This window comes from Bradyrhizobium sp. F1.4.3 (assembly GCF_040548375.1).
Lineage (GTDB): Bacteria > Pseudomonadota > Alphaproteobacteria > Rhizobiales > Xanthobacteraceae > Bradyrhizobium.
In genome coordinates, this window is the sequence record NZ_JBEPRN010000004.1 from 78,280 (window position 1) to 103,694 (window position 25,415).

The following is a 25,415-nucleotide window of genomic DNA, read 5'->3' on the forward strand; positions in this document are numbered from 1 at the left end:
GAACTCCTATTCCAGTTGCATGCGAATGCCCTTGGCGCCGTTGAGCAGGCGCTTCAGATGAAAGCCGGCAAGGGGATCGTCGGCATGCATGCCGATCAGCGCGGCAAAGGCCGGCATGGCGGTGGCATCGCCGGCCTCCATCTTGGCAAAGGCCTCGGAATATTGCGCCGTCGCGGGCTCTTCGTATCTCGCCGGCGGCAACGGCTCGAACGCGCGCAATGCTTCACTGCGGCCACGCAGCAGCAGTTCCCCCACCGGACGGCCCTGAAAATTCTCAGCTCCTGCCGCGATGCTGGCACTGACACAGATGCGTGTGCCGAGGTGCTTGTTGGCGGCCTCCAGCCGCGCCGCGATGTTGATGCTGTCGCCGTAGGCGGTGTAGTCGAAAAAGCGATTGCCGCCGAAATTTCCGACCAGCGCCGGCCCGGCATGAGCGCCGATGCGGGTGGTGCCGAAACTCACGCCTCTCGCCTTCCAGCGCGCGCAGAAATCCTCCGCCCAGGCGTCGAGATCGTGGACGCAGGCCACCGCACGCGTCGCATAGTCCGGCTGGTCGCCGGGCGCGTTGAACAGAACCTGGATCGCGTCGCCGATGATCTTGGCAACGGTGCCTTCGTGCTCGAAGACGATCTCCGTCATGCCGCCGACATATTCGTTGAGGAGTTCGCCGAGTGTCTCGGGCGCAGCACTCTCGACCAGCGAGGTGAAGCCGCTGATGTCCGTAAAGATGGTGGCGACGTTGCGCCACTGCACCTCCATGCCGTTGCCCTCGACATCTGCCGCCAGGCGCTTGGCGATCTCCGGCGAGAAATAGCGCGACAATGAGGCGTGGGCGCGCTCGGCCTCCATCTGGCGGCGCCGCACCTCGCGCAGCATCTCGATGTGACGGATTGTCTTCTGGATCGTGGTTTCCAGATCGACGAAGTCGATCGGCTTGGTCAGGAAATCGAACGCCCCGCGATTCATGGCGGTACGGATGTTGCTCATGTCGCCATAGGCCGAAACGATGATGGTCGACTTCTTGTCCTCGGCCTCCTGGAGCTTCTGCAACAGCGACAGCCCGTCCATCCGAGGCATGTTGATGTCGGCGACCACGAGGTCGACATGCGGATGCCGCTCGAGCGATTCCAGCGCGTCGAGGCCGTCGCGCGCGAATATGATGTTCACCAGTCCGTCGCGGATCTGCCGGCGGAATTTTTGCAGGATCAGTGCTTCCAGATCGGGCTCGTCGTCGACGAAGAGGATGGTCGGGGTCATGCCGCCTGCTCGAGCCTGGTATCGATCTCCTGGCGCAATTGCGCAAAGTCGATCGGCTTGGTGAGGAGCCCCGTGGCGCCGCGCTCGATCGCCGTCCTGCGCGTCTCGGCGTCGCCATAGGCCGTGATCATGATGACGGGAACGTGCGGATAATCGGCGCGCACCTTGGGCAGCATGTCGAGCCCGCTCATGCCGGGCATGTTGATGTCTGACAGAATCAGGATCAGCGAGGGATCGTGAACCTCGGCCGCGCGCCTGAGCGCATCGGGCGCGGACGGCGCAAACTCCATCTGGAAGCGGCCGGCGCGCAAATCGCGCCGGAACTGCTGCCGGAACAGCGCCTCGACGTCGGGCTCGTCATCGACGACCAGGATATAAACGTTCACGTCCTGCCTCCGGAGGTGTCCCCTGCTGCCATCGTGCGCGGCAGCGTGATGATGAATTCGGTGAATACACCGGGCTCGGTGTTCACGTCGATCGTGCCGCCGTGCTGTTTCACGACGATGTCATGGCTCATGGACAGGCCAAGCCCGGTCCCCTCGCCGGCCGGCTTGGTGGTGAAGAAGGGATTGAACATTTTCTCCTTCACCTCGGGCGGAATACCCGTGCCGTTGTCGCGGATCCGGATCTCGACCCTGCTGCCGAGATTTTTGGTCGCCGCGCTCAAGATCGGCTCAAAGCCGGCGCCGGCGCTCTCCTTGCGTTTGGTCGCTGCATAAAAGCCATTCGAGATCAGGTTGAGGAAGACGCGCGCAATCTCTTGCGGATAGACATCAATCATGCCGGCGGCCGGATCGAGGTCGCGCTTGAGCGTGACATTGAAGCCAGGCCTTTCGGCGCGCGCGCCGTGATAGGCCAGACTAAGGCTTTCCTCCACAACCGCGTTGATGTCGGCGGCGCGATGCTCGCCGGAGCCCTCACGCGAATGCAACAGCATGTTCCTGACAATGGAATCGGCGCGCTTGCCGTGCTGCACGACCTTCTCGAGATTGCCCTTCAGCATGCCGGTCAGTTCGTCGACATCCTCCTTGGTCTTGCCGCCGAGCTGCGCCGATTGCAGAACCTCATTGAGCTCGTCGATCAGCTCGGTCGAGACCGACGAGAAATTGTTGACGAAGTTGAGCGGGTTCTTGATCTCGTGGGCGATGCCGGCCGTGAGCTGGCCGAGCGAGGCAAGCTTCTCGGTCTGGACCAGGCGATCCTGCGCCGCGCGCAATTCATCGAGGGATTGCGAAAGCTCCTTCGTGCGCTTGCGCAATTCATCGAGCAGCCGCGCATTCTCGATTGCGATGACTGCCTGACTGGCGAAACTGGTCACCAGACCGATTTGCTTGTCGGTAAACAAGCGAACATCCTGCCGGAAAATTGCGATCACACCGATGAAGTCGCTTTCCCTGAGCATCGGCACAAGCAGGATGGTCCGGGCGCCGCCAAGATCAGCCAACTCCACGATCGGCGGAAAGCCCGCAAGGTAATCCGGCTCCCGCGTGACGTCCTCGACGTGAACCAACCGCCGCGTCGATGCGACCCGGCCCAACGGATCGGACGGAGGCGGGACGATGACCGGCACGCGTGCAAATGTTTCTGCAAAGGCAGGAGGCAGGTCCGATACCGACACACAACGGAAACCACCATTCTCGAACAGGAACAAATTGCCGAATTTGGCGTCGCAGATGAGGGTCGCCCGCTCGATGATGGTCTGGAATACCGGGTTCAGATCGCCCGGCGAACGGCTGATAACCTGAAGGACCTCGGAAGTCGCAGTCTGATGCAGCAACGACTCACTCAATTCGGCCGTCCGCTGCTCGACCTTGCTTTCGAGGTCGGCATATGATTCCTGCAAACGCGCGCCCATGTCGTTGAACTGGTCGGCGAGCCCTTCAAGCTCGTCACCGGTCTTGATCTCGATGCGCTGGGAAAAATCGCCGCCGCCGATCCGCTCCGCGCCGCTGCGCAGCGCCTGGATCGGCCCGACCATGCGGCGCGCGAGGAAAATCCCGGCGAGCACCGCGAAGATGGACGCCGCGAGCAGCACGATCGCGAGCCGCTGCAGCGAGGCGTAGAGCGAGGCATAGGCCTCCTCGACCGGCAGCTCGACGAACATGGTCCAGTGCAGCGGCTCGATCGGGGCCGACGCAGTCAGAACCTTCTGCCCCTGGATGTTGCGCGCCTCAGAAAGTGCATCGGGCATCGTGCCGCCGGCGGCCTGCGCCGCGCGCACCTGCGCGAGCCCCGACATGTCAGTGTTGCGCAACACCAGGCTGATGTCGGGATGCGCGATCAGGCGTCCTTCCGGGCCGACCACATAGGCGTGTCCGCCCTCGCCGACCTTGATCTGGGAGACGACGTCCCAGATCAGCTTGAGATTGACTTCCGCTATGCTGACGCCGGCATCCTTGCGCGCGCCGGCCAGCGCCAGCGTCATGTAGGGCTCCGACTCGCGGCGGAAGTAGACTGGACCGTAATAGACCTTGTGGGCGACGGCTTCGGTGAATTTCGGATCACCCGACAGGTCGATGCCGCTGTCGATTGCATCCATGGCCAGCCGCGAGACGCGCAGGCGTTCCTTGCCGGTCGAATCCACCTGGGCGAGCTCGGTGATCGCTGGCACCTGGCGCAGCAGCCGCAGCGCATCGAACCGGCGCTGCTCGATCGACCCGGGCGACCACGGCAGCTGCGTGGTCCATCCGAGCTGGCTCTCGATCTCCTTGACGAACTGGCTGATCTTGGCGGCCGCCGCCTCGGCCTGCTCGTGCTGGACCCGAATCAGCGAGGCCTTGTGCTCGCGATAATAGAAGAAGACCTCGAACAGGCCGTTAGCCAGCAGCGCAATGGCGACAACGGCCACGAACAGCGCGACATATTTGGTGAACAGCCGGGTCCTGATCCCCCGTCCCTCCTCGCCGGACACGACGCCGTCCGCGGCTGCGCTCGGCAGCGGCCTGGCTTGCGGGGTGTCGGGATGAAGGGAGATGCTCATTCCGCCAAATCTAGCAAGAAGGCCAGACGTTGTCTCTCACCGCAGCGCACAGGGCTACTCGATGACTTCGTCGGCGAGCGCCAGCAAGGTGGGCGGAATTTCAAGTCCGGTCGCCTTCGCCGTCTTGAGATTGAGCACCAGGGGATAGCGGGTCGGCAGCTCGAACGGCAGATCACCGGGGTTTGCCCCGTTGAAAATGCGGGCAACCAGTGCGGCCGCCCGCTCGAAGGATTCCGACGAGTCCGCTCCATAGGACATCAAACCGCCGGCCCGTGCGAACTCGTCAAATTCGTAGATCGCCGGCAGCTTTCGGGCGGCGGCGAACTCGAATACGCGCTCGCGGTTGAGAATGGTGAGCGCGTCCGCCACCATCAGGATGCCGTCGGGCAAATCGCCACTCATCGCCGAAAAGGCTTCCTCGAAATCATCGGGTTCGCGGACACCTAGCGCCTGCACGGTCAGTCCGAGCGCCTGGGCAGCCTTCGCGGACGCCTGATAGCGCGTCGTCATGCCGAGGTCGTCCTTGTTCCAGAGCATCGCGACCTTGGTCAGTTTCGGCGACATCTCCTTGAGTAGCGACAGCCGCTTGGCGCTGAGTGTCGCTGCGACGTCCGAAATCCCGGTGATCTTGCCGCCGGGATGCGCCAGGCTCTCGATCAGCTTGGTTTCGACGGGATCACCGATGCCGCTGGCCGCGACGGTTGGAATGCCGGCCGCCTTTGCGGCCATTGCCGTCGGGTAGCCAATGATCACGACGGCATCGACGTTCTTGGCCTTCAGCTCAGCGATCAGCGCGGGAAGCATCGCGACATCGCCCAGCGCGCCCCGCGCTTCAAAGGTCAGGTTCTGGCCAAGCTTGAAACCACGCTCTTCAAGCACCTTGGTCAGGATCTTGCCGCCCCGACTCCCCACCGTAACCGGCGCGATCGGCGTTAGCGTTCCGAGGCGATAGATACGGCCCTGTGTATCGGCCAACGCCGTGTTCGGCCGCGCCAGTGCAACCCCGCCAAGGACTGCCAGAAATTCCCGTCTCTTCATCAGACGACCTGCCTCGAGCGCACACTCCCGGCGCTACAGCCAGCATATCACGAGATATTACGCGACAAAAAGAAAGCGGCAACAGCGATGGCTGTTGCCGCTTCGCACGTAAATTGAGACTTGGTCAGGTCGGACGCAGCGCCTTGGAGCCGACGTCGAGGTCGGCAACCTCCTTGTTCCGCTCGGAATCGGCCGCCGCACGATGGTCGGTCGCCAGCACCACATAGACGGCTGGTAGCACAAAGAGCGTGAACAACGTGCCGATCGACATGCCGGCCACGACCACGAGGCCGATCGAGAAGCGGCTCGCGGCGCCCGCGCCGGACGCGGTCAGGAGCGGAATCAGGCCGGTGACCATCGCGGCCGTCGTCATCAGGATCGGACGCAAGCGGATGCGCGCGGACATTTCGATGGCCGAGCGACGGTCGAGCCGTTCATTGACCTGGAGCTCGTTGGCGAACTCCACCATCAGGATGCCGTGCTTGGTGATCAGCCCGACCAGCGTCAGCAGGCCGACCTGGGTGTAGATGTTCATGGTGGCCACGCCGAAGAACAGCGGGATCAGCGCGCCCACGATCGCCATCGGAACCGAGATCATGATCACCAGCGGGTCACGCAAGCTCTCGAACTGCGCCGCCAGCACCAGGAAGATGATGATCAGCGCGAAGCCGAAGGTGACTGCAAGCTGGTTGCCTTCCTGCACATACTGCCGGGAGTCCGCGAGATAGTCGTGGCTGAAGCCTTGCGGCAGCTTCTTGGCCTCGCCTTCGAGGAAGTCGACTGCCGCGCCGACGGTCACGCCGGGCATCGGCACGGCCGAGAACGTCGCCGAGTTCAGCTGATTGTAGTGCGTCAACGAATTCGGATCGGTCCTGGTCTGGATCGACACCACCGTCGACAGCGGAAGCTGCTGGCCGGTGTTGGTCGTGACATAGTAGCCGCCGAGCGATTCCGGCGAGAGCCGCTGACCGCGCGGCACCTGCGGGATCACCTGGTAGGAGCGGCCCTCGAGATTGAAGCGGTTGATGTAGTTGCCGCCCAAGAGCACCGCCAGCGCGCTGCCGAGGTTCTGCATGTTGACGCCGAGATCCTGGGCCTTGCTGCGGTCGATCTTCACCGTCACCGTCGGCTGATTGTAGGCAAGATCGCTGTCGGAAACGATGAACATGCCGCTCTTGCGCGCGGCGTCCTTCAGCTTCTCCATCTGCTCATAGACGGCCTGGAAGCCTGCGGTCGAATTGATCACCATCTGCACCGGCAGGCCACCCGGCCCGCCCGGCAGCGGCGGCAGATTGAACGCAAAAGCCTGCACGCCTTCGATCTTGGAGAGTTCGGCCTGGACCAGTGGCTTCAACTGGATCGACGACCGCTTGCGCTCATCCCACGACTTCAGCAGCATGCCGGCGATGCCGCCTTGCGGGCCGTTGATCCCGTTCAGCACGAAGCGCAGATCGGTCTCGGGGAATTTCTGGAATTCCTTGTCGAGCTTCTCGCCGTAGAAATCGACGTAGTCGATGTTGGCGTATTTCGGCGCCTTGGTGACCGCGAACACAATGCCCTGGTCTTCCTCAGGTGCCAATTCCTTCGACGTGTGCATATAGAGGAAGCCGACGAGGCCGAGGATCGTCACCGCGAACAGGCCGGTGATGGCCTTGTAGTCGAGCGAGCGGTCGAGCCTGCGGCCATACCAGCGGGTCACGGCGCCGAACACACGATTGACCAGCTTGGCGAAGCGGCCTTCTTCGGTGTTCTTGAGGAGCACCGAACACATCATCGGCGACAGCGTCAGCGCGATGATGCCTGATACGATCACCGAGCCGGCGAGCGTGAAGGCGAATTCGCGGAACAGCGAACCGGTGAGGCCGCCGAGGAAGCCGATCGGCGCGTACACGGCCGCGAGCGTGATGGTCATCGAGACCACGGGACCGACGATTTCGCGCGCGCCTTGCAGCGCCGCCTGCACCGGCGTCTTCCCCTCCTCCAGATGGCGATGGATATTCTCCACCACGACGATCGCGTCGTCGACGACAAGGCCAATTGCGAGCACCATCGCGAGCAGCGTCAGCAGGTTGAAGCTGAAGCCCAGCGCCAGCATCAAGGTGCAGACGCCGATCATCGACAGCGGGATGGTGACAACGGGAATGATCACCGAGCGGAGCGAGGCCAGGAACAGGAAGATCACCACGATCACGATGATCACGGCCTCGCCCAGCGTCTTCTCGACCTCGTCGATCGACGACTGAATGAATTTGGTCGAATCGTAGGCGACCTTCATCTTCATCGAAGGCGGCAAATTGCGCTCGAGTTCGGGGAACAACGCGCGCACGCCCTTCACCAGCGTCAGCGGGTTGCCTTGCGGCGTCGCGTTCACGCCGATGAAGATCGCGTGCTCGCCGTTGAAGGCCACGCTCGCATCCGTGCTTTGGGCTGCAAGCTCGACCGTCGCGATGTCCTCCATCCGCACGAAGCCGCCGTCCTTGGCCTTGATGATCATCTTCTTGAACTGCTCGACGTTACCGAGGTCGGTATTCGTCGAGATATTCGAGACGATCAAATAGCCCTTGGTCTGGCCCGCCGCGGACTGGAAGTTGTTCGCGGCAATCGCCGACGCGACGTCGGCCGGCGAGATGTTGCGGCCGGCCATCTTCACGGGATCAAGCCACAGCCGCATCGCAAAGGTCTGGCCGCCCAGGATGTCGGCCGAAGCCACGCCATCGACGGTCGAGAGCACCGGCTGCACCACGCGCGTCAGATAGTCGGAGATCGCCGAGCCCGACAGCTCCTCCGAGGAGAAGCCGAGATACATCACGGCCGTGGTCTGGCCGGTGGTCTTGGTGACGACCGGATCGTTGGATTCCTTCGGGATCAAATATTTGACCGAGTTCGTCTTGGCCAGCACCTCGGTGAGCGCCTGGTTCGGATCGAAATTCAGCTTGATGTAGACCTGGATCGTCGACGTGCCGAGCACGGAGGACGAGCTGATGTAGTCGACACCCTCGGCGGAAGCGACCGCCTGCTCGATCGGCGTGGTGATGAAGCCCTGGATCAGTTCCGCGGACGCGCCGGGATAGACGGTCGTGATGTTGATGACCGTGTTCGAAAGCTTCGGATATTGCCGGATCGGCAGCACCATCGCCGCGCGCAGACCGATCAGCAGGATCAGCAGGCTGACGACGACCGACAGAACCGGGCGTTTGATGAAAATATCGGTAAAGGCCATCGCGGCGATCTCGATTTCTATGTCTCAAGAGGCGTGATCCGGCCAAGCCGGATCACGCGAATGTATTGTCAGTAGCGCGGCGGATTCGCCGGGATCTGCGGGGCCGGATCGGGCGAAATCGACACTGCGGCGCCCGATTGCAGCTTGAGCTGGCCGACGGCGACGACCTTGTCGCCCGCCTTCACGCCCTTGATGATCTCGACGCGACCGCCGACCCGGCTACCGGTCTGCACAAAGGTTCGCACCGCGCTCAGGCTGGTCTTGCCGTCCTCTCCGTTCTTCTCGGTGATCACGAATACCGAGTCGCCGTACAAGGTGTAGTCGACTGCCGTCTCCGGCACGGTGGTGACGGCCGGCTTGTCCGGCAACACCACCGTGGTGGTCACGAACATGCCCGGCTTCAGGATCTTCTCCGGATTGGAGACGGTCGCCTGCACGCGGATGTTGCGGGTGTCAGACGCGATCTGAGGCTCGATCGTGGTGATCTTGGCGTCGAAGGTCCGACCTGGATAGGCATCGACCTTCAACCGGACCGGCTGACCAACCTTGAGGTTGCCCGAGTCCTTTTCCGTCACCGTGAAATTCGCCCACAGCTCAGACAGATCGGTCAGCGAGACGATGGCCGTGCCGGCGGTGAGATACTGGCCGACCTCGACCTTGCGGACGCCGAGATCGCCGGAGAACGGTGCGCGGACCAGCTTCTGCGAGATCAGCGCCTCGGTCTTGGCGATGCCCGCCAGCGCCTGGTCGTAGGCGGCCTGCGCGGAATCGACGGTCGACTGCGGACCGAACTGACGTGACGCCAACTGCTTGGCGCGGTCGAGCGAAAGCTGCCCGACGGTGGCCTGCGCCTTGAAGCTCGCGAGGTCACCCTGCTCCGGCGCGTCGAACAGCTGCACCAGCGGCATGCCGGCCTCGACATGCGCGCCGGGCTCGAACTTGATCTCGGTGACGCGGCCATTGACGTCGGCGGTGACGTCGACCTGATGCACGGCGGCAAGTCCGCCGACCGCGGTCAGCAGGTTCGGCACCACCTCCGACTTTGCCTCGGCCGCGCTCACGGAAACCGGCGGCGGCTTGTTGTTGGCGAAGAACTGCTTGATCATCTGGCCGCGGAAATAATTGAACCAGACCAGCCCGCCGACGAGCACGCCCAGCAGCGTGCCGACGATGATAAACCAGAGCACCGGCCGAACGGGACGCTTGGGAGCCTTGTTGTCGATCGGTTCGCCCGAAATCTTGTGTTCGGTGACGATGTTCATGTCATGCACTCTCTGCAATCGCCGTCTTGCCGGCACCCGGCGCCAAATCGCGGCCCAGATGCGAAGCAATTGCGGCGTCGTTAAGTCCGATGCCTCTCAGGAGAAACTCACAGAGCTGCCGCTCCAGGTCGTTCGCCTTGCCGTACACGAGACAGGGCACCGCCGGCAACCTGGTCAGCGCAGCCGTCATCACCGTATGATGCGCGAACCAGAACAGGTTGAGCGGCTCGCTGCCGCCCGGCCGCGCGTCGCCGGCGGCGACCGCACGTTCGAGCGAGGCGACGAAGACCGCCCCGATCAGCTTCTCGATCTTGGCATATAGCAGCCGGGCGAATTCGCCATCATCCAAATGGCTCGTGGCCATCAGTCGCAGGCGCTGCGCCTCCTCCTGGTCGGGGCCGTCGGCGATGCGGAGGAAGTGCTGGACCATGCCGCGGATCAGCTCGACCAGGGTGGCCGTCGAGGGCTCCCGCTCCAGAAGGTCCATCAGCGCCGGATCAGCTTCGCATTCATCGCTGAGAATTTCAGCGTACAGCGCCGCCTTGGAGGGGAAATGCTTGAACAGCAGCGCCTCGGAAATGGCAGCTGCGGCCGCCACGCTCTTGGTCGTGGTGCCGGTATAGCCGTGGCGGGCGAAGCAGCGTTTCGCGGCTCCGAGGATCAATTGACGCCTCAGGTCGCTCGTCATTCGCAATGAGCTCATGGTAGTGAGTAAGCACTCACCCACGCAAAAGTCAAGCAAAATGGTGCAACGCAACCTAAATGGGTGCGGATTCAGTGGAATTTTGCCATACGTCTTGCCCCCGGGGCGGACACAACCCTCGGGCGGGATTTGAGCCGGAACTGGGGTCAGATCGGCTGGAAGCCGAGATCGCCGCGAATGCGGTTGACGATGTAAGTGCCGTCCCGACTTGGCAAGATCCGTTCAACGCTGGCGCTGTCGATCTTCACATTGGCAAATCGCGGTCCCGCCGAGACGTCGTGGACGGCTTTGGCGAACGCTTCCACCTCGGCCATGGTCGAGATCGCCTGGCTGTCGGGGATGCCGCAGGCTTTGGCCACGCCAACGAGGTCGGCCGCCGCGGAGGTGTGACTGGTCTGGCCGCCGGTCTCGCCATAGGCCTCGTTGTCGAGCACGACGATCGAGAGGTTGGACGGCTTCTGCAGGCCGATGGTGGCAAGACTGCCCATCCCCATCAGCATTTCGCCATCGCCGGTGATGACCAGCACCGGCAACTTTGGCTGCGCCAGGGCGAGCCCGAGGCCAATCATTGCGGCGCCCCCCATGCCGCCCCACAGATAGAAGTTGCGCGCGTGGTCGCCGGCAGCGGTGATGTCATTGGTGGATGCGCCGAGGCCGCCGATCGCAACCACGTCCTTCCGATCAGCAAGCAGCGTCGAGACCACCCGGCGGCGGTCGAGGAGATTGGCCTTGCTCATTTGGTGAAAACCTTGGCGCCGATCAGGCGCTGCGATAACAGGACGGCGGTGGGCGTCAGCGCCTTATAGGCCTGAGCAGCGGCCGCTTCGAGCACAGCCGGCACCTCGGCTGCGTTCGAAGCCCGCAGCACCTTGATGCCGGAGAGCTCGAACACGCCCTGCGTGGTCGAGCCCATCGGCACCTGCCACGGATTGAACTCCCCCCACTCGCCGCGCATGGTCACGAGCGTCAGGAACGGAAAGCGCAGGATCGGGATCAGCGACAGCATGTTGATGCAATTGCCGACACCGCTCGATTGCATCAGCAAGACGCCGCGCTGTCCGCCGGTCCAGGCGCCAGCGAGAAGCGCCACGCCCTCCTCTTCCGTGGTCAAGGGAATACCACGCATCGTGGACGAGCCCAGCACGCGCTGGATCAGCCCGGCATGGCCGGCGTCGGGCACGTAAGGCACCTGCCGGACATCGAAGCGTTGCAATGTCGCGAAAATTTCGTCGGGCCAATTCGGGGCCGCGTCGGCAGCGTCAGCGCGGGCGTGCATTTTCCTGTCCGGTCGGCTAGCAAATCACGGCACGACTGTAGACGGTGATCGGCACCGCTCGATAGAGCGAAAACGACATATCGGTCTCAACCGGCGAGTATGGCGGCATGAACGCAGATGCGAAAGAACTGGCGGCCAATTTCGATCTGGAGAAGCTCACGCCGGAATTCTACGACAATCCCTACCCGACTTACCGTGCACTGCGGGAGAACGCGCCGGTCAAGCGCCTGCCGAACGGCACCGTGTTCCTGACCCGCTATGACGACCTCGTCACCACCTACAAGAACACGAAGTCGTTCAGCTCGGACAAGAAGCGCGAGTTCGCGCCGAAATATGGCGACACCCCGCTCTACGAGCACCACACTACTAGTCTCGTCTTCAACGATCCGCCGGCGCATACCCGCGTGCGGCGGCTGATCATGGGCGCGCTGTCACCGCGCGCAATCGCCGGCATGGAGGGCGACCTCATCAAGCTCGTCGACAGCCTGCTCGACGCCATCGCCGCCAAGGGCGATTGCGAGCTGATCGAGGATTTCGCCGCCTCCATTCCCATCGAAGTCATCGGCAATCTGATCGACGTTCCCCATGATGAACGCGCGCCACTGCGCGACTGGTCGCTGGCGATCCTGGGCGCGCTCGAGCCCGTGGTGTCGACCGAAGCTGCCGCGCGCGGCAATCAGGCCGTGAAGGACTTCCTCGCCTATCTCACGACGCTGGTCGCGCGCCGGCGCCAAAGGCCGGGCAATCCCGAGCGCGACGTGCTGACGCGCCTGATCCAAGGAGAAGGTAACGGCGAGGACAATGGCGAACGGCTCACCGAGAAGGAGCTGCTGCACAACTGCATCTTCCTGCTCAATGCCGGCCACGAGACCACCACCAATCTGATCGGTAACGGCCTCGTCGCACTCGACCGTCATCCGGACCAGAAGCAGCGGCTGATCGACAACCCCGACCTGATCAAGACCGCGGTGGAAGAAATGCTGCGCTATGAGAGCTCGAACCAGCTCGGCAACCGCATGACCACGGAAAAGGTCGAGCTCGGCGGCGTCATGCTCGACGCCGGCACGTCGATCACGCTGTGCATCGGGGCTGCGAACCGCGATCCCGCGCAGTTTCCCGATCCTGAACGTTTCGACATCGCGCGCACGCCGAACCGGCATCTCGCCTTCGCCACCGGCGCCCATCAATGTGCCGGCATGGCGCTGGCGCGGCTGGAAGGTGCCATCGCGATCTCACGCTTCCTGGCGCGCTTCCCGAACTATGCCGTGAGCGGCGGGCCCGTGCGCGGCGGACGAGTACGCTTCCGCGGCTTCCTGAGCGTGCCCTGCTCCATCGGCTGATGAGGACATCATGAACATCGATGAGATCCGCGAGCGCTGGGCCGATCCTCTCCTGACCGGATTGACCGCCTTGCTCATGATCATGATGTTCGTGGTCTCGCCGCTCCAGGCGCTGGGAATTTTCGCCTTTCAGGCCTCCGAGCTCGTGCTGGCGCTGCTGCTCGTCGTCGGCATCTTCGTGATCTCGGGGAGCCCGATCGCGGTCATGGCCATGCTGATCGCGCTCGGCATGATCACGGTCGGTGCGATCCTGCGGATAAGGTCGCCGTCCATCCTCGATCTCAATCTGTTCGCAGGCTCCTGGTTCATCGTCGGCACCACAATGGCATGGGCGGTGGCGCGCGCGACCTTTGCGCCGGGCCGCGTCACCTATCATCGCGTGATCGGTGCGGTGCTGCTGTATATGACGATCGCGGTGATCTTCTCGGCGCTCTACACCTTCATGGGATCGCTGGTGCCGAATGCGTTCGCCGGCATGAAGGTGGAGGACAGTCCGGCGCTGGCGAGCCAGGTGATCTATTTCAGCTTCGCGACGCTGACCACGACCGGCTATGGCGACGTCGCTCCCGTGCATCCGATCGTACGCAGCCTGTGCAACATCGAGGCGGTGTTCGGCCAACTCTATCCGGCGACGCTGCTGGCACGACTGGTCACGCTCGAGATCGCGCACCGCGATCAGGACTCCTGAAAAGCCCGGCCCAAACAAAAATGTCGAAAACAACCCCATGCACAGTAGGGGACGGGTTGGTCGAAAATGCCCGGTGGATGCGCAGAACCATTTGACACGCCGGGGCAAATCGGCAGCATCGCGCATGTCCGAAGCTGCCCCATGGGAGTGACGAAACATGAGCTCGTCGGTCATTGATTTCCTCGCAACGGAAGCGCGACTTGGCACCCACAATTACGAGCCGATCGGGGTCGTCCTGTCGCGCGGCGAAGGTGTCTGGGTCTGGGATACCGAAGGCAACCGTTATCTCGATTGCCTCTCCGCCTATTCCGCGGTCAGCCAGGGCCATTGCCATCCCAAGATCCTGGCGGCGATGGTGGAACAGGCACACAGGCTGACGCTCACCTCGCGCGCCTTCCACAACGACCAGCTCGCCCCGTTCTACGAAGAGATCGCGGCGCTGACCGGCTCCCACAAGGTGCTGCCGATGAACAGCGGCGCCGAGGCGGTCGAAAGCGCCATCAAGTCGGTGCGCAAATGGGGCTATGAGGTGAAAGGCGTGCCGGACGGCCAGGCCGAGATCATCGTCTGCGCCGACAATTTCCACGGACGCACGCTGGGCGTCGTCGGCTTTTCAACCGACCCTGAGACCCTCAAGCACTTTGGTCCGTTCGCGCCGGGCTTCAAGATCATCCCGTTCGGCGACGCCGCGGCGCTGGAAGAGGCGATCACGCCGAACACGGTCGCCTTTCTGGTCGAGCCGATCCAGGGCGAAGCCGGCGTCATCATTCCTCCAGCCGGCTATTTCACCAAGGTGCGGGAGCTCTGCACGGCCAACAATGTCATGCTGGTGCTCGACGAGATCCAGACCGGGCTCGGCCGCACCGGCAAGCTGCTCGCCGAACAGCACGAGGGCATCGAGGCTGACGTGACGCTGCTCGGCAAGGCCCTGTCCGGCGGCTTCTATCCGGTGTCGGCCGTGCTCTCGAACAACGACGTGCTCGGGACATTGAGACCCGGGCAGCATGGCTCGACCTTCGGCGGCAACCCGCTTGCCTGCGCGGTGGCGCGCGCGGCGATGCGCGTGCTGGTCGAGGAAGGCATGATCGAGAACGCTGGCACGCAGGGCGCGCGCTTTCTGCAAGGCTTGAAGGACATCCGTGCCAACACCATCCGCGAGGTGCGCGGGCGCGGCCTGATGCTGGCGGTCGAGCTGCATCCCGAGGCCGGCCGCGCACGCCGCTACTGCGAGGCGCTCCAGGGCAAGGGCATCCTCGCCAAGGACACCCATGAGCACACGATCCGCATCGCCCCGCCGCTGGTGATCACCAGCGACCAGGTCGACTGGGCGCTCGAGCAGTTCGCCACAACCCTGACGCAGGATTTCTCTTGAGGGGGCCTGCGTCGGAAGATCGCAGTGCGGGCCGCGGCCAACGGCGAACCAATCCGTCACCTGTGCGCTGAAGGTTGATCACTAGGCGCGTACTCATAAATCGAGCTTGTTTGGTGCAGGCTTGCCGGCGGTCGAGCGCGCAATCGCGCCCCACTCGGCCGGCCGTTCAGCTCGCAGGTTGCAAACACGCCGCCTCCATGATGAGGCCATACCAGCTGGAACGGCTATCGCGAGATGCCGGCATGGAGTAGAATTCATCGACAACGACGCCAGGCGCAAGTGCGCACACCATTGAGCTCCGTCACAGGTTGGCGGACGCCTCAAGCAGGAGGGGTGGCAGATGGCAGATGAAGTTGCTCGCGGACCGCGCGATTCAGCGGAGTGGCGTCCCAGCAAATATGCGCTCTGGAGCGAGCGCTGGGGCGACGCGGCCAACACACCGACCTCTATTTTGCTGCGTCATCCAACGGCTCCGTTTCTGGTTACCGTCCCCGCAATTGACGATTCCAATATGCAGCGCGTGGGAAATGAATACCTCGAAGCCGTGGCGAAAAACCGCGATATCGATCCGCCAATCGATCTGCCGCCAGTGTTCACAACCGACCCGAGGGACTTCATCAAGCGCGGTTCGGGCTTCATCCGGTGGCTGCCCCTTGGCTGGCCTCCTGTGCATCCGGACGGCGACGATGCCGGCAACCCGTTCGTATCGTTCCGAGTTGAGCGTAAGTCGCGCACGGGCGCTCTTGTCGATCAGACCGTGATTCTGGTGGCTTCCGAGTGGATTCCCGACAAGCTCAAACCGCCCGGCCATTTCCTGGGCTCCGGGTTCGGCATCCGCGTGGTTGCGCATGTGCGGCCGACAAACGGAGAATACGAAATACGCATCACTGGGATGACCGCGTCACTTCCATTCGGCCCTTACAGCACCGTCCGAGTATTCGATTTGGTGACGGCAGACAAGTTTGCGCCGATCTTCGAAACGGACACGATCGAGACGCAGATGTCCGAACAGCTTGGTTTGAAAAATCAATCCATCTCCATTCGAGGCGTCCGGCTCGCCACCGCGGACGAAAAACCGCGTGTGCAGTGGCAAGCCACGAGCAAGCCCGAGACGGAGGGCGGCCGAACCAGGGTTACGCCGTATTCGTTCGTGTTCTCGGGGACGCCGACAGAGGCTGGGGCTCTTGTCAGCAAGGTTGAGCTCGTCGCCGATGCGCTGACGCCTGGACACGCGTGGGTGTTTCCGCTTGATCCTGCATCGCAGGAGTCGCCAACCGGCCTTCACAAACGGCGCCCGACACGCACCGAAGAAGCACTCGATCACTATCGCGACGATGAGGAAATCACCGCGCATGAGGCGGATCCGTTGATTTACCCGGAACCGCCCTATCCAGAACCAGCCGGATTCATCGAAGATGTAAGGGTGGTGGTTTGCCCCGGATTTGTCCTTGCCGACGGTCCTCCCCCTCCCCATCCCTATCCCCCGCCCCCTTACCCCAACCCAGGAGATCCGAAGACGGTCGATCTGCCCGACACGTCCGCGCCTCTCGTTCGATCGAACGACTTCGCCGCAATCAGCGCCTACAACAATGTCAGGCAATTCTTCCAGCGGCTCGAGGCGTATAGAATTGATGCGGTTTCGTACTTTCGGATCGCCAGCCTGCCGCTCAAGGTCTTTTATCGCTCCGGGGTGCGGCCAGGACCGGGCAAGGACGGCCAGACCGTCAATGCGCGTGTTCTTCCGGAGGGCTGGCTGGTCGACTACGTCGGACCGACCAAGCTCAGCGATCGTCCGATCCTGCAACTGCATTTGGCGCTTGCCGACCTTTCGACCCGGGCGCGCAAGCCATGGGACGGACAAACACGCTCGCGGGCTGAGCCGCTTGGCATTGCGGCCGACGCGCGCTGGATCTGGCACGAGATCGGGCACGTGCTTCTAATGTGCTCGGTCGGTGAGCTGGAATTCCGTTTCGCCCACAGCGCCGGCGACGCGCTCGCGGCGATCGTCTCGGACCCGCAATCGCAACTGGCCGGAGATGCCAATTGGCGCGGCGCGACATTCCCGTGGGTGTTTACGCCGCGTCGCCACGACCGATGCGTGTCGCATGGATGGAGCTGGGGCGGCTCGTTGCACTATGCGATGTCCCAGGTGCCCGATTCAACGCAGCCCCGACGCAAGGGTTACTGGACCGAGCAGATTCTTTCGTCATCGCTGTTCCGGCTGTACCGCGCTATCGGCGGCGACACGAAGGCGGTGGGAACGCAAAACCAGCCTGACCAATTCGCCCGCGAGTCGGCTTCGCACTATTCCGTCTACCTCATCATGAGAGGGATTCAGATTCTGCCAACATCGACCACCGTGTTGGCCAACGAGCCGGATCAGCTCGTCTCGGCGCTGATCGACGCCGACATCGGCACCATTCCTTGGGACATCTCGTGGGATGTGACCTTTCCCCCGCCACCATACAGCACCAAAACGTTCTCGTTCCACAGAATTGGCGGCTGTGTGCACAAGGTCATTCGCTGGGCGTTCGAAGTCCAGGGCCTGTATGCCGCTGCCGGAACGGTCACCAACGCGCCAGGCCTTCCACCGCTGGTCGACGTCTACATCCTGGACCGGCGGCCACTTTCGGAAGTCTCGCCCTACGGCGCTATCGCGTATGGGCCGGGCAGCTACAATCCGGTCTCGCTCGATTGGGATCCCGACCAGTCCGGTTCAGATGCTCCGCCGTTGTGGCAGGCCGACCAAAGCGCGATCGTCGTGTCGGGCGGCAATATTTCCGTGAAGGTCGGAAACCGCGGCGGTCAACAGGCAACGAATGTTGAAGTCACCGTTTGGTGGCACGCATGGCCCAGTGGCAGTCCTCCGCCGAAATGGAATGATACTTCATCAGGGTCAACGCCGTGGACACAGTGCACCCCGTCACCAGGCCCCGGCCAAACCATTGACCCAGGTGTGCCGCCTGTTGAATTTGATTTCACGTTCAACCCACCGTCATCCGGCACCCGCTATCTGGTGCTGGCTATCGCAACCTGCGGGGACGATGCTGCCAACACTGATCCAACGACGTCGTTCCCGTGCAGCCGACTGCCCACGGCACTCATTGACCTCGTACCCAATGACAACAATCTCGGTCTCATCGTCGTTGGCGCCCCCTAGCGGCAGCCCGATGCTATGGCGTACGCTTCGTTGTTCAGGTCGGCCGGGCAAAGGGACAGGGCCCGGTCAGGGCCACTTGGTCGGCCACTCGGCGGTTGCGTGGGCGAGCACCGAGCGGAGCGTTGGACAATAGATGCGGCTCGGCGTGCTGTCGTGCAGCAACGCTCGCCAGATACCGGCTGCAATGTGACGACTTCCAGTTGAGTCGGAAGCGTAGTGAACGCCGAGACGTTCGCGGTTCTTGGCGATACGTTCGGCAAGCCAAAGCAGCGGCGATGTTAGTTCGCCCCGCCCCATCAACGGGTTTGCCAGAAGTAAGGCCGGCACAGGCGGCGGCGCACCCCCACCCGCGGGGGTCGTGTCAATCGGGGCGCCGTTGGCATCGCCAACTCCAAAGCTGTTGGCGGTCAAGCCGGCGGCCAGTACGAAATAGGTTGTGCCCACGATGATCGGCGCCGGCGGCGGGTTTCGCAGAAGTACGGCCGGCACAAGTGCCGGCGCACCCCCACCCGCAGGGGTCGTGTCAATCGGGGCGCCGCCGGGGGTGGCGGCAACTTCAAAGCTGTTGGCCTTCAAGTTGGCGGGTAGCACGTAATAGGTGGCAGGTGGTGATCCGATCGGCGCCGGCAGCACAGGCGCACCGGGACCAGGGATCTGCTGAAACTGGACCGGATCTCCGGCGCTCAGCCCGTGCGCATTCAACACGCTTAAGGTAACAACTGCGGGGTTGGCTTGCGAAATCGTCACCCTCAGCGCAGGAGGCACCTGCTGAAACTGGACCGGATCTCCGGCGCTCAGCCCGTGCGCGGTCAACGCACTCAAGGTGGCGACGGCGGGGTTGGCGAGCGAAATCGTCACGGCCGGATTGGGGTCGACTGCCTTTCCCGGCTTTCCATTGTATGGAGCGGCGAACATGCCATAGCGCTGGCGAAGTGCCGGTATTTCCAGGAGCAGAAGCGCGATGAAATGACCGATGAAGGAATGCCCGCTGGTAAACGACGGATGGGCGGGAGGACCGAACGGAGGCGCCAGGCCTGGGCATAACGTCGATGGGCGAACGCGACTGAACTGCTGCTTGTAATAAAAATATGCGACGTTACCGATGGCGTAGCCGCAGTTGATGAGCTCCATTGTCCACGGGCGCCGTGATTCACTCGTATCGATGAAGGCGGTAATGTAGCCGGCACTGCCATCTGCCTGCTCGATGATTTCGGCCATATAGCGATCGCGATCGTCCTGCATCAACATCTGCAGTTGTTCGATTTCGCCGAGGATCGATTTGAAGGCGTCGGCTTTCGCCGCGGTCCATGCGGCAGGCGAGGCGCCGGCGCCCGCGTTAGGATTTTCAGGATTTAAAAGGGGGTCGGGCTGCCACGCCAGATCGAGGTTCTCCAGCCAGTTCATCGCCAGCAGGCCAGCCCGACCGAATTGCCATTGATGGGGCTGGCCGCCGAATTCCCGCGCCGCCATGATTGACGGTCGAGAGGGATCGACGGCCTTCAGCCATTGAGTGAGATGACGGTCGTATGGAAGCGTCCAGAACCGCAATGCCGGGTCCCAATCATCGGTCGTCCATTCGAGGAACGCGTCCTGCCCGGTTGCATCGACCTGATAGGGATCTACGGTTTCCAGCCACGGATACGGCGGATTCCCAGCATCATCAGGAGTAAAGTCGAGTGCCCAGGATCGAAAGCCCAGGTCCGAGGGGGTTGCGTAAAAACTGCGCCCCGTGCCCGGCCCCGCATCGGCTCCCGCTCCTGCGCCCGCTCCAGCACCTGCGCCCGCTCCGGCACCTGCGCCCGCTCCGGCACCTGCGCCCGCTCCGGCACCTGCGCCCGCTCCGGCACCTGCGCCCGCTCCAGCACCTGCTCCAGCTCCCATGGCAAGCCTCCCTGATACTTGAAATTTATGTTTTGCTATTCGGGCAACCCCGCGGCGCGCAATCCCTTCGCGAAACGATCCAGATCATCCTTCCGCAGCGGATACCAGGAAACGAAAGTTGAGACTCTAAACGATGGTTCAATTTCGAGAAGCTGTCGAGCCGCCGATTCAGCTCCAGCTTCGTCACCCGAAAGTGCAAGCGCGGCGGCCAGAGTTCGTACACAGGGACGAAAAAGTAGATTTGCCCGCCGTGACCTGTTCAAGTAAACGATCGCTTCATCGTATCGCCCAGCGACGAATTCGGCAATTCCCGCCACGATCCAAAAATAGAAGTTCAAGGGATCAAAGGGATTAAGACGCCATACGTTCTGCAATCGCTCCAGCGCTTCGTCGGGCCGCCCCAAATAGGCGAGCGTCAAGGCGCTCAAACCCCATGCGAACGCCAAGTTCTCGTTGAGGGCCAGCGCCCGCCCAAAAAGCTCCATCGCTTCTCCCGGTGATTTTCCCATGAAAGAGAGGATGTGCCCGGCCACGGCCAGCGCAAACGGATCGTCGGGGTCGAGTTCGATGGCGCGCCGCGACACGATGAGGGCGCGCGCCCGATCGCCGTCGGGATCCAGCGACCAACCTTCGCCAAACTGGAAGTTTAGCCACCACGCAAGGTAGGCATGGGCCTGAGCATAGGACGGATCGAGCACGATCGCCCGTTCCAGGAGTTGACCCGCCTCCCGGTGGCTTTCTTCGGTGAGCAGATACAGAAGCGACATCGCGCGGAGGACGCAGTGGAATGCATCCAAACTCTCGGTCGGGCGGTCAGCGACGCGAGCCGTCTCAACCGCACGGACGCGCGGCTCAATGGAGGACAGTATGCTTGAGGTAATACGATCCTGAAATTCAAACAGGTCGTCGGTAGATCCCTCGTACTTTTGGGCCCAGATCGAGACATTCCCCAAAATGTCGGTCAACTCCGTATTGATTCTCAGTCGCGTACCCTGGCGTTGCACGCTGCCGTCGAGCAGGTAACGAACATCGAGCTCACTGGCGATCTGTCGCAGGTCTTTTCCGCCGGCGCGATAACGAAGGGTAGAATTGCGCGCAATGACGTAAAGCGACCGGTTTCTGGAAAGGTCCGTAATGATGGAGTCTGTCATCCCCTCACCGTAATAGCTGTCGTCGTCGGTACCGCTAATCGTCCGGAACGGCAGCACGGCGAGCGTCGGCCTCGACGCCCATTGCAGGTATGGCTGCGCGATCTGGCGGTCTCCGTCTCCCTCGGTCCACTCGACGGAATAGACATGAACGGTTCGCATGATATTTTTCATCACAGGCGTGCCGAGGTGATGAAATTTCAGTGGCAATCGATTCATGACATAGTCGCGGACTGCCGCCGTGACGACTATTTGGCCGGGTTCCGCGGCCTGGTGGATACGAGACGCAACGTTGACGCCGTCCCCCTGCAATATTCCATCTTCGTCGATGATATCGTCGACGTTAATGGCGATGCGAAGATGCAGCGCGAATGGATCCTTGTCGCCGACGGTGCGCTCCTGAATCCGCTGAACGTCGGCAGCCCAACGCACCGCGTTCACGACGCTCGGAAATTCGACCAGCACGGCGTCGCCTGCGATCTCGGCGATCCGTCCGCCGTGGCGAGCCATGTGAGGTTCCATGATATCGGTCCGCAACGCTTTCCAGCGCATGACGGTATCGACGTCCCTCAGACCCAGCAGCCGGGAAAAGCCGGCGACATCGGCAAAGGCTATGGCAGCAAGCCGCCTCGTAATCATCGACGGTGCGATGGACGGCGCCTCTGTCGCTTGCTCGGCCTGATTCATGCGCACATTGTCATTTTAAAGGACCAAGTACCCGGACACCTCCCGAGCAGTGACGCGCGATCGTTGAACACTACAACATTTGGTTGACCCGCGCGACCATCATTGAGCAGATGGCTGGCGTCTCGTTGTCCGGCCAGTGTTTTGCAACCTGGAGCGCCGAACCACGAGGTGGTCCTCAAACCAGACTTGACGTCCGTCCCCCTCCCAAAAAAGCCGGCGTCCCCTATAGAAATGCCAACGTCCGCCTCGGGTCATTCGGGACCGGGTCGAGCCGGCAGCAAGTCCGACCATGTCCGTTCTGCCGCCGAAAGCGGGGATAAATTCAGAGCATCAGGGCCATGACAACCGCCGAGTTGGCCGAACCCGCCCTTGACGAGTTCTATGCCATGCCGAGCAGCGCCCCGAAGGCGCGCTTCGACACGCTGCAACAACTTGCAAGCCCGTGCTGCAACGCTCGTGGGACCTACACGACCGTCATGTGCCGCTCGATGCTGGTGCGCAGCACCTCGTCCATCGGCCTGCCCACCAGTCATTCGAGAAGATTTCGATCTCGGAATAGCCGGCGTAGCGCTGCGCCTCGACGGCGGCGCGCACGGATTTGATGTCGATGACGCCGTCGCCCATCATTCCGCGGCTGGCGGTCGAGCTGCATCCCGAGGCCGGCCGTGCACGCCGCTACTGCGAGGCGCTCCAGGGCAAGGGCATCCTCGCCAAGGACACCCATGAGCACACGATCCGCATCGCCCCGCCGCTGGTGATCACCAGCGACGAGGTCGACTGGGCGCTCGAGCGGTTCACCACGACGCTGACGCAGGATTTCTCTTGAGGCTGCCTGCGTCGGAAGATCGCAGTGCCGGCCGAGGCCAACAACGAACCATTCCGCCACCTGTGCGTTGAAAATTGTGGGCGATTACTGGCTGGGAGCTACGATCATGCTTCCGCGTGGCGTTTGCTTGACGGCTTTTTTGATTAGTGTCTCGATGCTGGCGGCGAGCGTCGGCGCGTCGGCCCAGAACCATGGAAGGGGTGGCCCACCCGGGCCGGCTGCACGGCCGGCAGCGCCACCTGCAATGGCCCGCCCTGCCGCGCCGCCAGCCATGGCGCGTCCCGCCGCGCCGGCGTTTCATCCGCCGGCCATGGCGCCGCACATCGCCGCACCGCCGCCGCATCCCGCCCCTCACTTCGCTGCACCGCCGCCGCGGGCTGCCCCGCACGTGGCGGCGCCGCGGCCTGAATTCCATCGGGCGCCGGCAGCGCCGCAACGTCCGGCCATGGCACCGCGGGCGACGCCGCATATCGCCGCCCCCTCGCGCCCAAGCGCACCGCCGGCCGTGAGCGATCGGCTGTCGCGACGGGAGCAGATCGATCAGCGCGCGCAACAGCATCAGCAGCAGATCCAGCAGCGCCAGCAGATGGTGCAGCAGCGGCAGCGCGACGTGCTGTCGCGCCAGACCACAGAGCGCCAGACCCGCATCGATCGCCTCCAGCAGCGCGTGCAGCAACTCCAGTCGCAGAAGCCGGAAGGTGTGCGCGCGCAGCGGGCGCAGGAACGCATGCTGCAATCGCAGAACCGCCTGCTACAGCGTGAGCAACGCGTGCAGCAAGGCGATCTGACACGCCAGCAAAGGCTGGGACAGGCTCCCGCTGCAACAGCCGCAGCGGCTGCCGCCGCGCAGGCCGCCGAGCGCGGGCGGTTTGCCGCGCGCTTCCGCGAGCAGGCTACTCCGCAAACCCAAGCGGCCCTTGTTGCCCGCCAGAGTGGCTGGGCGCCCCGGCAGGCCTGGCGGCACCGCCATCCCGCGGTGTTCGTGGCGTGGCTTGGGCCCGTGTTCTGGCCTTACGCCTACTCCGACATTTTTGACTACACATTCTGGTCCTATGCTTACGAGCCCGGCTATTGGGCGTACGCCTATGACGACTTCGTCGACACCGTGTTCTGGAGTGGTGACAGCCCCTACTCCGCCTATGCCAGCACCAACCCGTATGACTATCCGCAAGCCGGCGGCGGCTATCCCACGCGCCAGCGCGCCAGCGTGAGCCCGCAAACGCTCCAGCAATTGTGCGGTACACCGGACAAGGGCGTCACCGCGTGGCCGCTCGCCGATATCGCGCGGGCGGTGCGGCCGACGCCGGAGCAACGCGCGCTGCTCGACGAGCTGAAGACCGCGGCGGCAAGGGCCGCAGATGTCTTCAAGGACTCCTGCGCGGAGACTTATGCGTTGACACCGCCCGGCCGCTTGCGGGCGATGATGAACCGCGTCAGCGCGACGCTGGAGGCGGTCAAGATCGTGCGGCCGGCACTGGAGAATTTTTACAACTCGCTCAATGACGAGCAACAGGCCCGCTTCAACGCGCTCGGCCCCAATATCGGCGACCGCTCGCCGCAGCAGCAGGAAGCCAGTGCCCAGGAAGCCCGTGCCGACAGCTGCGGCGATCCGAAGTCCGGCTTGACCCAGTTACCGATCCAAAGGGTCGAGGCCGTGCTCCACCCCGCAGGCAAGCAGAAGGAGGCGCTCGACCGCCTCAGCGAAGCGACGGCCAAGGGCGTTGACGGCCTACAGGCGGCCTGTCCGAACGATGTACCGCTGACGCCGGTCGGACGGCTGGAGGCGATGCAGCACCGGCTCGAAGCCATGCTGACGGCCGCCAAGCTGGTCGAACCCGCCCTGGACGAGTTCTATGCCACGCTGAGCAGCGAGCAGAAGGCGCGCTTCAACACGCTGCAACAGGTCGCAAGCCCGTGAGGGCGTCGCTCGCATTCTCTCGTTGCAATTGCGCAGCGGCCGAACGACGTGGGCGCCGACGGCAGCAATAGGCGCCGCGCAGAATGACAGCCCGTTCGGCCTGCGCTGTACGCAGGCATGCAACAAGACCCGCGTCGGACGACGGGTTCCCACGTCGCAGGTGCATTCCATTTCAGGACTGAAATCTTAATTGTGAGCGGCCTACCCTGGATGGTGGTTAGCTTGCGATCAGACCGGGACGGACAATGTTTGATCCCGAAACTATTTTGGCCCGGCGCATTGGACTGCAAGACCGCCTTCGGGCGGTCTTTCCTTATCGCCGCAATGAAACGGGTCCGGGGCTGAACCACGCGGGCGCGTTCGGCAAAAGTCGCTAGCCTTGCCACGCCGATCACAACAATGGCCCCGACGATCGCTCGTCGGGGCCATTCAAGATCATCAGGCATGGGTACATCCGCCGTGCCTGCTGATCGTTGATGCCACTGATTACTGCATCCAATCTGGCGCAGACTGTGGCGAGGCTGCGGCATCGGGGTGATGACATTCTGCCTGAGAGCTGACGGCTGTCCACCTCTCGTTGGTGGTTCTCCAACCAGCTCGCGGAACCGCAGGAGTTGGCCGCTTCGGCGCCGTGTACGACGAGAGCGACCCAATGCGGT

At 63.1% G+C, this 25,415-nt stretch carries 16 protein-coding genes and 2 pseudogenes; 6 read left to right on the forward strand and 12 right to left on the reverse strand.

Annotated elements, in window-relative coordinates:
• Positions 1–6: 6 nt before the first annotated feature.
• The 9 genes from ABIB73_RS14655 to ABIB73_RS14695 form a co-directional block, all read right to left on the reverse strand.
• Positions 7–1,257: an adenylate/guanylate cyclase domain-containing protein gene (locus ABIB73_RS14655; RefSeq protein WP_354225054.1), complete on the reverse strand. Its 1,251-nt coding sequence runs from the start codon at positions 1,255–1,257 to the stop codon at positions 7–9.
• Complete coding sequence (locus tag ABIB73_RS14660; protein ID WP_354225055.1) at positions 1,254–1,643, reverse strand: response regulator; 390 nt, start codon at positions 1,641–1,643, stop codon at positions 1,254–1,256. Before ABIB73_RS14660 ends, ABIB73_RS14655 begins: the two co-directional genes overlap by 4 nt.
• Positions 1,640–4,237, reverse strand: coding sequence for a sensor histidine kinase (locus ABIB73_RS14665; protein WP_354225056.1), 2,598 nt, complete (start codon positions 4,235–4,237; stop codon positions 1,640–1,642). Before ABIB73_RS14665 ends, ABIB73_RS14660 begins: the two co-directional genes overlap by 4 nt.
• Before the next feature lie 54 nt (positions 4,238–4,291).
• Positions 4,292–5,275: an ABC transporter substrate-binding protein gene (locus ABIB73_RS14670; RefSeq protein ID WP_354225057.1), complete on the reverse strand. Its 984-nt coding sequence runs from the start codon at positions 5,273–5,275 to the stop codon at positions 4,292–4,294.
• A 124-nt stretch (positions 5,276–5,399) separates the two neighbouring features.
• Positions 5,400–8,495, reverse strand: a complete 3,096-nt coding sequence (locus ABIB73_RS14675) for a MexW/MexI family multidrug efflux RND transporter permease subunit (protein WP_354225058.1) — start codon at positions 8,493–8,495, stop codon at positions 5,400–5,402.
• Between the two features lie 68 nt (positions 8,496–8,563).
• Entirely contained in the window at positions 8,564–9,757 is a 1,194-nt protein-coding gene (locus tag ABIB73_RS14680) for an efflux RND transporter periplasmic adaptor subunit (protein ID WP_354225059.1), read from the reverse strand.
• A gap of 1 nt (position 9,758) precedes the next feature.
• A complete protein-coding gene (locus tag ABIB73_RS14685) occupies positions 9,759–10,460 on the reverse strand; it encodes a TetR/AcrR family transcriptional regulator (RefSeq protein WP_354225361.1) in 702 nt (233 codons plus the stop codon).
• A 146-nt stretch (positions 10,461–10,606) separates the two neighbouring features.
• Positions 10,607–11,197: a thiamine pyrophosphate-dependent enzyme gene (locus ABIB73_RS14690; RefSeq protein ID WP_354225060.1), complete on the reverse strand. Its 591-nt coding sequence runs from the start codon at positions 11,195–11,197 to the stop codon at positions 10,607–10,609.
• Positions 11,194–11,736, reverse strand: a complete 543-nt coding sequence (locus ABIB73_RS14695; RefSeq protein WP_354225061.1) for a phosphonopyruvate decarboxylase — start codon at positions 11,734–11,736, stop codon at positions 11,194–11,196. Before ABIB73_RS14695 ends, ABIB73_RS14690 begins: the two co-directional genes overlap by 4 nt.
• A gap of 107 nt (positions 11,737–11,843) precedes the next feature.
• Here ABIB73_RS14695 and ABIB73_RS14700 point away from each other — a divergent pair, with 107 nt between their 5' ends.
• The 4 genes from ABIB73_RS14700 (at position 11,844) to ABIB73_RS14715 (ending at position 18,296) form a co-directional block, all read left to right on the forward strand.
• Complete coding sequence (locus tag ABIB73_RS14700) at positions 11,844–13,076, forward strand: cytochrome P450 (RefSeq protein ID WP_354225062.1); 1,233 nt, start codon at positions 11,844–11,846, stop codon at positions 13,074–13,076.
• A 10-nt stretch (positions 13,077–13,086) separates the two neighbouring features.
• The gene (locus ABIB73_RS14705; RefSeq protein ID WP_354225063.1) at positions 13,087–13,764 is read left to right on the forward strand and encodes an ion channel; all 678 of its coding nucleotides are present in this window, start codon (positions 13,087–13,089) and stop codon (positions 13,762–13,764) included.
• A 157-nt stretch (positions 13,765–13,921) separates the two neighbouring features.
• Complete coding sequence (gene rocD, locus ABIB73_RS14710; protein ID WP_354225064.1) at positions 13,922–15,136, forward strand: ornithine--oxo-acid transaminase; 1,215 nt, start codon at positions 13,922–13,924, stop codon at positions 15,134–15,136.
• Positions 15,137–15,476: 340 nt separating this feature from the next.
• Positions 15,477–18,296 (forward strand): hypothetical protein, encoded by a 2,820-nt coding sequence (locus tag ABIB73_RS14715; RefSeq protein ID WP_354225065.1) that lies wholly within the window; start codon positions 15,477–15,479, stop codon positions 18,294–18,296.
• 66 nt (positions 18,297–18,362) lie between these two features.
• On the opposite strand, the gene ABIB73_RS14720 is transcribed toward ABIB73_RS14715, so the two are convergent.
• The 3 genes and pseudogenes from ABIB73_RS14720 to ABIB73_RS14730 all read right to left on the reverse strand — a co-directional run.
• Positions 18,363–20,177 carry a hypothetical protein gene (locus ABIB73_RS14720; protein WP_354225066.1) on the reverse strand — a complete coding sequence of 605 codons (1,815 nt, stop codon included), beginning with the start codon at positions 20,175–20,177 and terminating at the stop codon, positions 18,363–18,365.
• 35 nt (positions 20,178–20,212) lie between these two features.
• Entirely contained in the window at positions 20,213–22,012 is a 1,800-nt protein-coding gene (locus ABIB73_RS14725; protein WP_354225067.1) for an adenylate/guanylate cyclase domain-containing protein, read from the reverse strand.
• A 463-nt stretch (positions 22,013–22,475) separates the two neighbouring features.
• A pseudogene (locus tag ABIB73_RS14730) lies at positions 22,476–22,645 on the reverse strand (sugar phosphate isomerase/epimerase); the annotation flags it as partial.
• Between the two features lies 1 nt (position 22,646).
• On the opposite strand from ABIB73_RS14730, the pseudogene ABIB73_RS14735 reads away from it, so the two are divergent.
• Together ABIB73_RS14735 and ABIB73_RS14740 are read left to right on the forward strand one after the other, a co-directional pair.
• Positions 22,647–22,838 (forward strand): annotated as a pseudogene (locus ABIB73_RS14735) (aminotransferase class III-fold pyridoxal phosphate-dependent enzyme); the annotation flags it as partial.
• Between the two features lie 244 nt (positions 22,839–23,082).
• Entirely contained in the window at positions 23,083–24,756 is a 1,674-nt protein-coding gene (locus tag ABIB73_RS14740) for a Spy/CpxP family protein refolding chaperone (protein WP_354225068.1), read from the forward strand.
• Positions 24,757–25,415: the final 659 nt, after the last annotated feature.

Bases quoted from the DNA above. Each gene is read 5' to 3' on its own strand.
- ABIB73_RS14695 (WP_354225061.1), bottom strand. From the start codon at position 11,736: ATGCACGCCCGCGCTGACGCTGCCGACGCGGCCCCGAATTGGCCCGAC.
- ABIB73_RS14720 (WP_354225066.1), bottom strand. From the start codon at position 20,177: ATGGGAGCTGGAGCAGGTGCTGGAGCGGGCGCAGGTGCCGGAGCGGGC.
- ABIB73_RS14700 (WP_354225062.1), top strand. From the start codon at position 11,844: ATGAACGCAGATGCGAAAGAACTGGCGGCCAATTTCGATCTGGAGAAG.
- ABIB73_RS14725 (WP_354225067.1), bottom strand. From the start codon at position 22,012: ATGAATCAGGCCGAGCAAGCGACAGAGGCGCCGTCCATCGCACCGTCG.
- ABIB73_RS14740 (WP_354225068.1), top strand. From the start codon at position 23,083: ATGGCCCGCCCTGCCGCGCCGCCAGCCATGGCGCGTCCCGCCGCGCCG.
- ABIB73_RS14690 (WP_354225060.1), bottom strand. From the start codon at position 11,197: ATGAGCAAGGCCAATCTCCTCGACCGCCGCCGGGTGGTCTCGACGCTG.
- ABIB73_RS14715 (WP_354225065.1), top strand. From the start codon at position 15,477: ATGGCAGATGAAGTTGCTCGCGGACCGCGCGATTCAGCGGAGTGGCGT.
- ABIB73_RS14665 (WP_354225056.1), bottom strand. From the start codon at position 4,237: ATGAGCATCTCCCTTCATCCCGACACCCCGCAAGCCAGGCCGCTGCCG.
- ABIB73_RS14685 (WP_354225361.1), bottom strand. From the start codon at position 10,460: ATGAGCTCATTGCGAATGACGAGCGACCTGAGGCGTCAATTGATCCTC.
- ABIB73_RS14705 (WP_354225063.1), top strand. From the start codon at position 13,087: ATGAACATCGATGAGATCCGCGAGCGCTGGGCCGATCCTCTCCTGACC.
- rocD (WP_354225064.1), top strand. From the start codon at position 13,922: ATGAGCTCGTCGGTCATTGATTTCCTCGCAACGGAAGCGCGACTTGGC.
- ABIB73_RS14655 (WP_354225054.1), bottom strand. From the start codon at position 1,257: ATGACCCCGACCATCCTCTTCGTCGACGACGAGCCCGATCTGGAAGCA.
- ABIB73_RS14670 (WP_354225057.1), bottom strand. From the start codon at position 5,275: ATGAAGAGACGGGAATTTCTGGCAGTCCTTGGCGGGGTTGCACTGGCG.
- ABIB73_RS14675 (WP_354225058.1), bottom strand. From the start codon at position 8,495: ATGGCCTTTACCGATATTTTCATCAAACGCCCGGTTCTGTCGGTCGTC.
- ABIB73_RS14680 (WP_354225059.1), bottom strand. From the start codon at position 9,757: ATGAACATCGTCACCGAACACAAGATTTCGGGCGAACCGATCGACAAC.